Below are 13,919 nucleotides of genomic sequence, written 5' to 3' on the forward strand. Positions count from 1 at the left end.
TGTAGTTCAAGGTGATTACAATTAAAAAATCTACATTCTAAAAAAGACTTGAAGAAGAGGTTGGGACAAAAGCGTTTAGGATTTAAGCAGAACCGAACGATGAACAAAATTGTTTTCCAAATTTTGTCGAATCGTGACGGTATCTGCCGAGAATCCTGCTTTTGGGACACCGTTTATCGGTTTCCCAGAGCACAAACGATTAATGTCTCAGTCTCACATTCTCTTCAAGTCTAAAATTTTGGGATTAATATCCCAGATACTTAATCTTCCAATGATTCTTACCAAGCAAATAAACCAACAAAGGCTGCAGTAAGTAGTGATACTAAAATACCAGAAAGAAGCATCATCGGTACATATTTAGCTACGAAATCCGACGTTTTCTTATCAACGATACCTTTTAATGTACCTACAATCATTCCGATTGTTGAGAAGTTCGCGAATGATACTAAGAATGTTGAAATAACTGCTTGTCGGTGAGGACTATATGTATCGACAACTTTAGTAATTTCGCCCATAACTACAAATTCGTTTGTCACGATTTTTTTAGCCATTTGTTGCGCTACAATCCATGCTTCGTCCCAAGGTAAGCCTAAAAGTAAAGCAAATGGATACATGAAAACGCCTAAAATTTGATTTAATCCAAAGCTACCTTTCACACCTATGCCACTACCAATAAGTCCAGTAATTAAATTAATGAAACGGTCTATTAAATCTGCTAATGCTACGAAACTAATAACAAATGCAATAATGATAAGTACTAATTTACCAGCATTTAATACTGAATCTCCTAAGAAAGAGAAGAACGGTTGACGTTCTACAGTTTCATTATTGTTAATGCTATAAATAACATCTTCTTGTTCTTCTACAATCACTGGATTCAGAATAGAAGACACAATAATCGCATTAATAATATTTAGAGGTATTGCCGTTAAAACAAGTTCCCCAGGAATCATTTGTACATATGCACCAACAATAGCTCCTGAAATCGAGCTCATTGACATCATCGCAACAGTTAACACACGCATTTCGTTCATACGTTTCAATTGTGCGTTTGAGACTGCTAATGCTTCAGTATTACCTAAAAACATCATTTCAATTCCGAAAAATGACTCGAACTTAGGTTGACGTGTAATTTTAGCTAGTAACCAACCAATGCCACCAATAATCTTAGGAAGAATATTGAAGTACATTAGAACGTCGAATAGTGGTACAACAAGTAAAATTGGGAATAATGCGCTAATCGCCATGTCCATTTGTTTGCCACTTGTAAAACTACTAAATGCAAATCCTGTTCCCGTATGCGCCGATTGAATTACCCATGCAATTGCAGCAGCTAAGCCTTCTACAATAGTTCTTCCAATTTGGAAATAAACAAAGAACCATGCCAAAAATACGTTTAAAATAACAAGAATTAAAATAGATTTCCATTGGATATTTTTACGATCTCTAGAAAATAAAACTGCAATTCCTAAAAATACAAGTAACCCAATGATATTAATCAACAAAAACATAAGGCACCCACCTAAATATAAAATTTTTAAACTCACTATGTAATAGCGTGTCTATTTAACAGAACCGTACTTTGTCTCTTATAATAACGTTAACATTCCGTAAATAACTTAATTATCATTATACCATGCGCTAATGTTCGATAAAATAAAGTTTTTAGAGATTTCTGTGAAAATTCACGAACAGTAAATGACAACCTTGATTCTAAAACAAAGATTCTAACAAGTTTCACTAAAAAACAGACGCAAAGATGCTCATTCAAATGAAAATCACCTTTACGCCTGTATTTTGAGATTTATGCTTAATCTCTGTTTTGTTACATAATAAAACTATTTATTTTTCTCAATATCGTTATAGATATAGTCACCGATAAATTGAGAAGATTGTCCTTTTTCAATAGAGCAGAAATCATTATAAAACTTCTCAATCTTATCTTTATATTGCACTTTATGTTGATCTAATTGTTTTAATTCTTCAGCTAATTTAAATTCGTCTGTAATGATTTCGCCTGGTAAATCATTCATATAGTCCATATAGAAACCACGTAAACCTTTGTCATATTTTTCAATATCGTATGCAAAGAAGAATTGTGGACGTTTTAAGATACCAAAGTCAAACATCACTGATGAATAGTCAGTGATTAATGCATCAGAGATAAGATATAACTCAGAAATATCATTATAATTTGATACATCAATCGCAAAGTCATCAAATCCATTTAAATCTAACGCATTCGCAATCAGATAATGCATTCTTAATAAAATCACATAGTCATCGCCAAGTTCTTTTTGAAGATTAGCAAGATTGATTTTCAAATCAAATAAGTACTGTCCTTTTTTAACAAACTCATCGTCTCTCCACGTTGGCGCATACATAATTACCTTTTTACCTTCAGGTAAGTTCAAGTCACGTCTAATTTGAGCAAGATATTCAGTGTCATGTTGACGATTAACTAAAACATCATTTCTTGGATATCCAATTTCCCAAATTCTATCCTCATCCATCCAGAAAGCTGTTTTGAAAATGTCTGAAGAATATCTATTTGGAGATACTAAATAATCCCAACGAGATGCTTCTGCATAAAAGTTTTTCTTATAGTTCGCCGTCGTTGTACCTGGCATTCTAACCACTTTCATATCGTTAGCTAAACGTTTAAGTGGTGTACCGTGCCAAGTTTGGATATAAGTTTGATTGTCTTTTTTATTTAAATAAAGTGGCAATCTAGCATTTGAAACCCAATATTTTGCTCTAGAATACGCTTCATAGTATTCTTTAGACCCTTTCTTAACTTTAGTTGCATTTCCTGGAACGACATTATTCTCTGGTTTTGAAAATACCCAAATATAATTAAGTTGTGGGTAATGTTGTTGCATATATTCATAAATATATTTAGGACTATCGCTATAGTTTTTACCACCAAATGCTTCAAACACAATTGTGTTCTCATCAACGGTATCTTCACTATCGCTTAATTGATATCTTGAACGTTCTTTCATCTTACTATTAGTAACAATATTTTTAACTAAACGCGTTTTATTACGTAAATTATTTACATATTTAGCATTTTCAACATTGTCCATAGCTAAGAATAGCACTTCAAGGTTATACAATACTTTTCCATCGCTAATAATATTCCATTTTAACGCTTTTACTACTCTGATAAGTGGTTGTTCAAGTGTAATATAGCGTGCTTTAATATCTCTTAATGATGGATCAAAGCCAGTCTTAATTTCATTCTTCATTTTTTGAATTAAAAATTTCCTAACTTTCTTATCATCTGTTCTTTGCATCGCATCAAAAAAACTATTGACATGATCTTCAAATTTATTAGTAAAATCTTGCCCACTTAATGTATTACCATTAAATGGATCATACACTTCACCACGATAGTAGAATGGGAAATTAGTAATTCTTACAAAACTTTCAGCATGCTTTAAATATTCTAAAGTAAATGAATGATCTGTATAGATACTTAACTCTTCATTAAATTTGATGTTATGTGCTTTGATAATCGCATTTTTAAATAAAATATTACATACAGATTCTTTTCTTAAAATCGTGTTAGGACTTTTCTTATGAGATGCGTACTGTAAACGCACTTTATCTTTATCAACATACTGCGCACGCTGAGTAGTAAATTTATGAATTGGTGCAATTAAAGTATCTAAACCATTAATGTGACGTAAATAGAAGTCAATTGCATATGATGCTAATTGGTCATCTGCATCAAGAAACATAACATATTGTCCATGAGCTTCATCTAAAGCAATATTTCTAGCATGCGCGTGACCACTATTCTCTTTTAATTGAATAAACTTAACATCTTTATCATAATTTTTTAGTTCTTTTTGTAAAATTTCTGTCGATCTATCAGTAGAACCGTCATCTACGATAATAACGTCAAAGTCTTGATTTCTCTGGCTTTTTAAACTATTGATACATTCATCAATATATTCTTCATTATTATAATACGTAATAATAATTGATATTTTATTCAACATAATTCTCTCCATTTTCTAATTGTACTAAGTATTTGTTATGTCATCGAGGAGTGCTTGATAATTTTTGAGTGCTTTTTCCACATCAAATTTTGTACTTAATTTTACATCTTTGAAGTCTTTATTTCTAGCCATTTCTATTCCGTTAGCAAATGCTTCTATATTATCTTTTTCGACTAGTATACCATTTTCACCATTAGTGATTAATTCACTAGGTCCATAGCGCATATTATAAGAAACTACAGGACAGCCAGTGTTTATACTCTCCATTACAGTTAAGGCAAAACCTTCATATTGACTCGTCAATAACGAAGCTCTAACAGTAGCAAACACTTTTTCCGGTTGATCCGTATGACCTTTAAATTGCACATTATCTTTAATATTTAACTTAGCGACTAAGCTTTTTAATTTCTTCAAACTACCATCTTTATCATTACCATAAATCAATAATTTTGAAGTGTAACCTTTCTTTAAATACATGTCGAATGCGCGAATAATATGGTCAATTTGTTTTTCCTTCGCAATTCTACCTATAAAACAGAACTGGTCTTGCACATTTTCACGAGTCGTTGCTTTAGCTATTTCTAGAAAATGAGGAATGACATCTATTTTATCATCATTGATTGAAAATTGTGATTGGATATCATTTTTTTGGTAATCAGTTAAGACGATATATTTATCGATTGCTTCATTCTTCTCAAGGGCCAATTGATAAGATTTATGTATCTCATCATTGATTAAATGGTTGCTATGAAAGACCAAGATACGCTTAATATTATTTTTACATTCAATAAGCGGTCTATCTAATAAGCGCGCATCATTAAATACAATGCTACCATCTTTTAAAACTTGATTATAATAATATGTGAATAACTCTTTTTCCTTTTTAAAGACGAGTATTTTATTTTTCTTTTTAAAATAACGTATTTCGATTAACTTATTGTCTTCATCATTATTAAAACTTTTGTTCAAATACATTTTCCCTTTGCGGTCATAGTATTCTTCATTAACCTTAAAAGTGGTTTTCTCATCATAGTAAGTTATTTTATGTAATTTGCCATTTAACGTATATTCTTTCCGCTTACTAATGTTAGAAGTTCCTTTAACGATAGTGTCTTCATACTTAATCACATTTGAGTCTTTATAATATTTTCTAAACATAACACGAGTCTTGGCTTTATAATACGTTACGTCATCTCCATATCTTTCAGCTTTCAAACCTAACACCTTAATTTTAGATTTAATAGCTGCTTTGTCTATATAGGAAGGTGGCGTCGGCTCTTCTAACAATTTATAATTCGCTAGCCAATCATAAATATTGTCTAATTTTAAATTGTCAGTTATAAAACCTTTTCGTCTAAAGATTTTATAAACGTTTTTATAATTTGCATTATAGTTAGTGGTTAATATCGTTGATGGCTCATTTAATTTCTCTTCCAAAAACTTTATTCTGTATAATAATGCTTTTGTTCTTCCGCCATGCACTGGAGGCAATGTTGATGTTATCGTGTATAGCATAGTCTTTCACTCCATTCTCTAACTTCTCACATCATGTGCAAGTTTTACTATTATGCATATAGTTTCAAAAAAACACATATATACTATTAAGGTTGATTATTTCACATTCGTTAAGTGAACTCAATCCAAAGCTATGTTGTTTGTAAAATCCAAAATAATATAAATAATAAATATTTTTATTCAAAGTACAGCTTAAAAAATAGCTCTAAGTTGATTTCTACTTACTTCAAAATCAACTCAGAGCCATTTTATGATTCTTACATATTCAATTATTCGCTTAAGTTTTGTGTTGATACGAATTGACGGTATTTTTCATGGTTCGCCATCAATTCTGAATGTGTACCTTTACCGGTCACTCTACCTTGATCTAGGAAAATAATTTGACCAGCTTTTTTAATAGTTGAGAGTCGATGCGCAATTACAATTGTCGTACGCCCTTCCATTAAAATTTCTAAGGCTTCTTGAATTTTTTGTTCACTTTCACTATCTAAGTTCGCTGTTGCCTCATCAAGTAATAAAATATCAGGATTTTTAACGAAACTACGTGCAATATCAATACGTTGACGTTGTCCTCCAGATAACTTGAGACCGCGTTCTCCAACTAAAGTATCGTAGCCATCATCAAATTGCATAATAAAGTCATGACAGTTAGCAAGTTTAGCATATCGAATTAACTCTTCATCAGAAACTTCACGATTAATTCCATAAAGAATGTTATCTCGAATCGTACCGCTCATCATCGAATTAGATTGCATAACATATCCAATTTTTTGACGCCAATTTGTAACCGGTATGTCGTAAATACTTTGTTCACCATATTTAATATCTCCCGCTTCAGTTTCATACATGCGTTCGATTAAGTTAAAGATGGTACTTTTTCCTGAACCAGAAGGCCCTACAAACGCACTCACTTTACCTTGAGGGATACGGAATGATACATCATTCAAGATAGGTTGAACATCATATTTAAAGTTAACCTCTTCGAAAGCTAATTCGCCATCAGTAATTGAAACATTAGCTACTGGTTCTAAGTCTGTCATTGGTTCAACAGGTTCTTGCATAATTTCAAAAATTCGACTACTAGCACCGACTGCTTTTTTATAGTCTGTAACTAATGTAGATAGATTCATTAACGGCATAGATAATTGCATCACATAAAATATCATAGCAATTAAGGCGCCGGCCGTAATCGCTCCAGTAGCGATTCTAATTGCACCAAATCCTAAGATAATAGCAATCATGAGTAACATAATCACACTTGAAATCGGTTGAATAATAGCCACGATTTTAGCTTGTTTTAAACCTAAATCGTATATTGCTCGCAAGTTATAATGTGCATTATTCAATTCCTTGCGCTCTGTATTAGAAACCTTTACTAAGCGCATTTCAGTTAGCACACGTCCTAACAAACCACTAAAGTTAGCAATTTCCGTTTGTGTATTAATTGAAATCTTTTGCATTTTTCGACCCAATGGAATCATAATCGCCATAAATATTGGAATAGCGATAAATGTTAATAACGTCATTTGCCAATCCATAATGAATAACATAACGATTGATCCTACTAATGTAATCACTGCTGGTAAAAGTTGCGGTAATTTTTGTGAAATAAATTCATTAATCACTTTTGTATCGTCAGTTAAACGACTCATTAGTTGTCCGCTTTCGTTTTTATCGAAAAATGGCATTTTTAATTTAATAATGTGTTCCCATAAAATTGAGCGAATATCATAAATCATTTTCTCACCAATTTTGCTGAGTAAGTATATGCCAATACCACTTAATAACGCATTAATTATAAATATGCCGGCGAATAATATAACAATATTCCAATTAATACTACTTGTGGAGAATTTATCTACTAAACGTCCTGTAAATAATGGAATAAGTAATCCGCTTATACTGCCTAATGATGAAATAATAATGGCAGTAATAATCAACGCATACGGCCATGATAGCCGTTTAAATAAGAAAAATAATGGATTTTGCCCTTTCATAAACTAGCCCTCTTTTATATTCATTTTAAATTATATTGCTCCTGTCTTGAGTTTGAGGTAGTTAACCTCAAATGATCAACAATACTTTTACACCCTATTTTCTTGTGAACAATTCAATTATGTTTATCTCAACATTTCCCTATGTTAAACTATTTTCACTGAAATTTTTAACAAAAGGAAAGAAAGTATGAAACGAATTATTACACTTATCTTCAGTATGCTCTTAACGGCTACTATTATAACACCTATGACAAACGCTGCTGAAGAAACGCTCACACCTACTGAAATCACACGTCAATATGGTTATCCGAATGTTACAGATGCCTATCAACCAGAAAGTGCTATCAACGTTAGCCAATCAGGTCAAATACTTTATAGCTATCAGGCGAATCAAACATGGCAACCCGCTTCCATGACTAAGCTTATGACCATGTATCTCACGCTTGAAGCCGTCAATAAAGGTAAGCTTTTGCTGAATGACAAGATACATATTACGCACAGACATTATCGAATGTCAACTTTACCGGAACTTAGTAATACTAAACTATATCCTGGTGAAACATATACAATTAAAGAGTTGCTTCAAATTACAGTTTCCAATTCAAGTAATGGAGCAGCATTAATCTTAGCTGAGAAAGTTTCAGGGAACGTAAATGACTTTACTGATTTGATGAATAAGAAAGCGAACGAGATTGGCATGCATCATACCCATTTTGTTAATCCGACTGGTGCTGAAAATCATAGATTAGCTAGTTTCGCTCCTTCGAAATACAAAAGTCAAGAAGTCTCTACCACTACGGCAAAAGATTTCGCTATACTTGATCACCATGTGATTAAGGAAACACCAAAGATTTTATATTTTACAAAGCAATTAGCACCTACGCAACACGGCGTGACATATTATACGTTTAATCATTCATTAGAAGGTGCCAAAATGAGCTTAGAAGGTACCGATGGGTTAAAAACTGGTTCAAGTGATACGGCAGATTATAACCATACCATTACTACGCAACGTGGTAAGTTACGCATTAATCAAATACTTATGGGAGTTGGGGATTACAAGAAGTTAGGTGGTGAAATGCAACGTAACATGATAGGTAACGCACTCATGAATCGTTCATTTAACCAATATGAGTATAAAAAAGTGTTACCTCAAGGTAAGCATAAGATTAATGGCAAGACTTATTACGTCCGAGACGATTTGTATGACATCATACCTCAAGATTTCACTTCCAAAGATTATAAATTTGTAGTGAAAAATGGAAAAGTCCACCTAAATTATAATCGTCAATTCTTAACAGATAGTGATGGCCCTCCTACTGCCAAAGTAACACGACCTGCACTACACAAAGCGAATACATTTGTTCAACATTTGTGGCATAATTATCCAACACTAACTATACTTGTTGGAGCGTTAGTTTCTATTATTTTGATTTTAATTCTTTATTTAATTGGTCGTCTAATCTTCAAACATCGCTAATGCTTTAAAATTAAAAATGACATCCATCACAAGCGTTATGTTACTACCTACGCAAATGAGGGATGTCATTTTTTATTATTGCTAAATATTATATTCGAATCGTTTATTATTTAGCGTCTTTACCGTACAATTCTTTTTTAATTTGAGTAGTTGAAATACCTTCAGTACGTTTTAAGTATACAACTTCACACTTATCTTTTAAGAAGTCGAATTCGCCTTCCCAATCGTGACCCATTACAAATACATCAACATCAAATCGATCTACGTCAATTTCTTTTTGTCCCCAATCACTCTCAGGGATAACTAAATCGACATAGCGAATTGATTCTAGCATCATTTTACGTTGTTCAAAATCATAATAAGACTTCTTGTTTTTAATTTGGTTAAACTCATCTGTTGATAGCGCAACAATTAAGTAGTCGCCCATTTCACGAGCTCTTCTTAATAATTCAATATGACCATAATGTAACAAGTCATATGTGCCGTAAGTAATTACTCTTCTCATACCTAGTTGTCTCCTTAACTAAATTTTTAACAGTGCTTCATAATCTTAATGTAGCATAAATAAAATTTGCATACCATTATTTCTATAATGCGCTCACTTAATACGTTGGGTTATCTTTTCAATATTTTCTTTAAAGATTGTTTACCATTGAATGCTAATTTTTTGGGCATAACTTGTGCTTTAAAAAGCAGATATCTAGGTCTACCAATGCCTACATTCACAAGCGTTTGACACCACTTTTCATAACTATCTTTATCCCAATTTGTCGCACCTTGTTCGACTGCTTGAACAATTCTAAATAATGCATCACCTGAGTAATCAGTATGTTGCATGTCTTTAATATATTGCGTTATTTTATCAATAAATTGTGATGTTATTCGGCTATATTTTAATAAATAAGCTTGTATCAAATAACTTACAATCAACTCATCCATGCGATAGCTATAATATGCTTTCTCGTTCGTTAATAACAACATTTCCATCACACGTTGACGCACTCGTCGTGCATCTTCGATATACGATAAGAACGTATCAGCACGTTTATCCGTCACTGAGCCTTCTCGTTCATTGTAGCCATAGATGATTAAAGGCAAGAGTTGAATATCTCGTGCCGTTAAATAAGCACGTGTAATAAAGGTATGTTCTTCACAAAAAACAACATTCTCATCAAATTGTAAGGCTTTAAATTTTGAGTTAAATAATTTCCCACCTGGACCTATAGATTGCAAAATTTCGGGAGCTTGCGCTAACGTCACAATGGCGTTACGGTTTATTTCTTCATGAGTAGGCACAACTTTCCAATCACCGTTTACGCCTCGCCCAATTTGACCAATTACAATATCAACGTTCTGGTCGCTTTCATAGTAATTTATCATTTGGTCTAATCTTCCAGGTAAAAATTGATCATCTGCATCTAAAAACATAAACGCTTCGACATCATCAGCCAGTGCGGCTAAACCTACATTTCTACTTTTAGCAGCGCCTTGGTTGTCTTGATTATAAATCACAAGATTTTTAACTTCTTTTTGTAATTGCATTAATACTTCTCTAGTACGATCGATTGAACCATCATTGATACAAACAATTTCCACTTCATGCGTAGTATCAATTGATTTAACAGCCTTTCGAATCGTATGTTCTGCATTATATGCTGGAATAATCACGGCTATTTTCATTCTTTCACCAACTTTTCAATAAATTGTACTGTCTGTTCTAAACTATTCAAGCTATTGTAGCGATGCCAATCTTTAAATAATGGACGTAGATGCGTTTCATTTTTAATTTTGCCTATCAATTCTTCTTCATTATTCACTTTATATTCTTGCGGTATGGCATCGTAAAATCGATTTAATCCTCGCACGCGTCTATACTTTTCTTCATCATATACATAAAATAATGTTGCTTTATTTATTAAACTAGCTTCAATCGGTAAGGAACTATAATCACTAATAATCACATCAGCCATCACCATTAACTCTGAGGTAGGAATCTCTGGTGTGTAGCCACTAATTGAAGGATGTAATTGATTGATTAATGTATAGTTCGGTAATTCCTTTTCAAAATGAGCTTTATTTAACTGTCGATTATCTGTCGCATCTTCGCGATACGTTGGCACATATATCGCCAATTTATTAGGAATATTATAATATTCTTTCAATCGTGTTTGCTCAGCCTTGAGGTCGAAATTCATATAATTAACTAAACGTGGTAGCCCTAGTTGTAACATTTGATTGTCTGTCGCGCCAAATGATTCTTTAAAGCATTCACCCATCTCATCGCCACCAATAAGATAATAATCTGTAGCATCATACACGCGTCGATACTGTTTCACCATTTTAGAATTATTTAAATCAACTTGATGGTCGGTTAAGCCAAAGTTTTTTAATGCGCCGGAAGCATGCCACGTTTGGATAATCGATTGTCCTTGTTTCTTAGTGTATCCCCCAAGCATTAAGTAATACGTATCAATGACAATTACTTTAGCGCTACTCAACGTTGCAATGTGTTTTACAACATTTTTATTCCCCGCCGGCAAGAATGTCGTATGTTTAAGATGGGTTAAGCGCGCTTGCTCTTGAGCTTTCGCAATTACAGTAATCGCATAGCCTTTATTGCCTAATTCTTTAATAATCGGCATCATGTCTTCAGGAAATGTCATTAAACACACGATTTGTGTTTGGTTAACCTTTCTCCCTTTGAAAACGAAGTTCAATACCGCAATCATTAACATATACACATTTTTAATAATGATTCGCATACTTATACCTCTCAATTTTAGTTATTTACAAAATGATAATTCCTTGTCTTCATCACAATATCATGTAATCTTTAGCCAACTGCTATATTAAAAGCTGAGACACTTTTATAAATGCCCCAGCTCTTAAAATATTATAAGAAATCAGCGAAATGATCGCGATATTTACGATGTAAAATAGAACCTAATACAAAGAAGACTAAAATAACTACAACGTTATATAGGAATAATCTCCAATGTTCAATAAAGTACCACTGATGGAATAAAATAGCAGCACGATATGATTGTGCTAAGAAGTAAACTGGATTAAATTTCATAATATCATTAATCACACCACTAACGCCTGTATCCTTAGGTATCCATAAGATAGGAGACATATAGAACAGAATTCTTAATAACGCTTGCATCACCATTTGTGTATCACGCACAATAATACCCAATGTTGAGGTAAAGAGTGCTACTGAAGCGGTAAAGAAAAATGTAAGTGGTACATAAACTAATAATTGCACAATATGTATCGAAGGAATAATTCCATTTCCTAAACAAATGGCAATAATTAACGCTAGTAAACCTATGTGTCCATAAAATTTACTTGTCACTGTATATGTAGGAATAATTGATAACGGGAAATTCATCTTAGCAACTTGATTAAATTTCATAGATACTGATTTCGTACCTTCAAGAATCCCTTGGTTTACAAAGAACCACATGCTAATACCAACTAATAACCATAAGATAAATGGCACGCCATGAATAGGCGCATTACTACGAATACCCATACCAAATACAAACCAATATACCATGATTTGTAAAGCAGGATTGAGTATTTCCCAGGCCATACCAAGATAGTTATTCTTATTGCTTATTTTAATTTGGAATTGTGCAAGTCTTTGTACTAAATAAAAGTTTTTGATATGTTCTTTAAAAACTGACCCTACTGCCGACATTGAAATAAACCACACTTTCAATTAAATATCCACACTGGCATTTAAATTCTTTAATTTGTCATTTGAATAACTTTATTATATAGTATTTCTTCAAAAGTTTAATGTATTTATACGTACTATTGAATTCGTATTTCATTTTACTCGTTCAATTATCGAAAGTCTCGTATTTGTGAATTTCATTTTCCAAAATGTAAAATCTACTTTCCGATAACTAAACAATTCAAAATCTCTAATACACTTTACACTAGGTTAATAAATTTAACAACACTTGTGTAATGTATTATAATCTATATGACTACTTATAAGAAAGGAATAATCATGAGCGTATCCGTTAATATTAATAATGTGACAAAAGAATATCGCATTTATCGCAATAATAAAGAACGCATTAAAGACGCCCTGATCCCTAAAAATAAGAATAATACATTTTTTGCTTTAGACGATGTATCAATAACTGCCCACGAAGGTGATGTTATTGGTTTAGTTGGTATTAATGGTTCTGGCAAATCAACGTTAAGTAATATGATTGGTGGTTCATTATCCCCTACTTCTGGGAATATTGAACGTAATGGTGAAGTCAGCGTTATCGCTATTAATGCCGGTCTAAATGGTCGATTAACTGGTGTAGAAAACATTGAATTTAAAATGCTTTGCATGGGCTTTAAAAAGAGAGAAATCAAAGAACTTATGCCTCAAGTTATCGAATTTAGCGAATTAGGAGAATTTATTTATCAACCTGTTAAAAACTATTCAAGTGGTATGCGTGCTAAATTAGGTTTCTCGATTAATGTAACGATTAACCCTGATATTTTAGTAATTGACGAGGCATTATCCGTTGGGGACCAAACTTTCACTCAAAAATGTTTAGACAAAATATACGAATTTAAAGAAGCTAATAAAACTATTTTCTTCGTCAGTCATAATATTCGACAAGTTCGTGAATTTTGTACTAAAATCGCTTGGATTGAAGGCGGTAAATTGAAAGACTTTGGCGAAATTGACGATGTTCTACCTAAATATGAACAATTTTTAAAAGATTTCAAGAAAAAATCAAGAGCCGATCAAAAAGCATTTAGAAAAGATCTTGATAAAAAACGTTTTATCGTAAAATAAAACGCTAAGTATGGGCTTGGAACATAAATCCCAGAATAATAGCGTAGAGGTGATTCAATCATGAATCACCTCTACGCTTCTCTTTTTATCAATACTTC

The 13,919-nt window shown here is 32.5% G+C and carries 10 protein-coding genes; 2 read left to right on the forward strand and 8 right to left on the reverse strand.

The genetic code is table 11. The features are described 5' to 3' along the window. Positions 1–278: 278 nt before the first annotated feature. From FH144_RS07355 to FH144_RS07370, 4 genes are all read right to left on the reverse strand, one after another. Complete coding sequence (locus tag FH144_RS07355; protein WP_242314731.1) at positions 279–1,511, reverse strand: NupC/NupG family nucleoside CNT transporter; 1,233 nt, start codon at positions 1,509–1,511, stop codon at positions 279–281. Between the two features lie 327 nt (positions 1,512–1,838). Then, on the reverse strand, positions 1,839–4,007 hold the full coding sequence (locus tag FH144_RS07360) for a bifunctional glycosyltransferase/CDP-glycerol:glycerophosphate glycerophosphotransferase (protein WP_242314745.1): 2,169 nt from the start codon (positions 4,005–4,007) through the stop codon (positions 1,839–1,841). A 27-nt stretch (positions 4,008–4,034) separates the two neighbouring features. Then, positions 4,035–5,525: a glycosyltransferase gene (locus FH144_RS07365; protein ID WP_242314733.1), complete on the reverse strand. Its 1,491-nt coding sequence runs from the start codon at positions 5,523–5,525 to the stop codon at positions 4,035–4,037. A gap of 269 nt (positions 5,526–5,794) precedes the next feature. Then, complete coding sequence (locus FH144_RS07370; RefSeq protein ID WP_107507147.1) at positions 5,795–7,522, reverse strand: ABC transporter ATP-binding protein; 1,728 nt, start codon at positions 7,520–7,522, stop codon at positions 5,795–5,797. 187 nt (positions 7,523–7,709) lie between these two features. Here FH144_RS07370 and pbp4 point away from each other — a divergent pair, with 187 nt between their 5' ends. Then, the gene (gene pbp4 / locus FH144_RS07375) at positions 7,710–9,002 is read left to right on the forward strand and encodes a penicillin-binding protein PBP4 (RefSeq protein WP_242314735.1); all 1,293 of its coding nucleotides are present in this window, start codon (positions 7,710–7,712) and stop codon (positions 9,000–9,002) included. 106 nt (positions 9,003–9,108) lie between these two features. Here the strand turns inward: pbp4 and tagD are convergent, their stop codons facing one another. The 4 genes from tagD to FH144_RS07395 form a co-directional block, all read right to left on the reverse strand. After that, positions 9,109–9,507 carry a glycerol-3-phosphate cytidylyltransferase gene (gene tagD / locus FH144_RS07380; protein WP_107507149.1) on the reverse strand — a complete coding sequence of 133 codons (399 nt, stop codon included), beginning with the start codon at positions 9,505–9,507 and terminating at the stop codon, positions 9,109–9,111. Positions 9,508–9,617: 110 nt separating this feature from the next. Then, on the reverse strand, positions 9,618–10,682 hold the full coding sequence (locus FH144_RS07385) for a glycosyltransferase family 2 protein (RefSeq protein ID WP_242314737.1): 1,065 nt from the start codon (positions 10,680–10,682) through the stop codon (positions 9,618–9,620). Next, entirely contained in the window at positions 10,679–11,764 is a 1,086-nt protein-coding gene (tarB, locus tag FH144_RS07390) for a teichoic acid glycerol-phosphate primase TarB (RefSeq protein WP_242314739.1), read from the reverse strand. Before tarB ends, FH144_RS07385 begins: the two co-directional genes overlap by 4 nt. A 131-nt stretch (positions 11,765–11,895) precedes the next feature. Next, positions 11,896–12,708: an ABC transporter permease gene (locus tag FH144_RS07395; RefSeq protein ID WP_107507152.1), complete on the reverse strand. Its 813-nt coding sequence runs from the start codon at positions 12,706–12,708 to the stop codon at positions 11,896–11,898. Positions 12,709–13,026: 318 nt separating this feature from the next. Between FH144_RS07395 and tagH the strand changes: the two genes are divergently transcribed. Further along, positions 13,027–13,821, forward strand: coding sequence for a teichoic acids export ABC transporter ATP-binding subunit TagH (gene tagH, locus FH144_RS07400; RefSeq protein WP_107507153.1), 795 nt, complete (start codon positions 13,027–13,029; stop codon positions 13,819–13,821). Positions 13,822–13,919 lie beyond the last annotated feature (98 nt).

This window comes from Staphylococcus sp. acrmy (assembly GCF_022690565.1).
Classification (GTDB): Bacteria; Bacillota; Bacilli; order Staphylococcales; family Staphylococcaceae; genus Staphylococcus; species Staphylococcus caledonicus.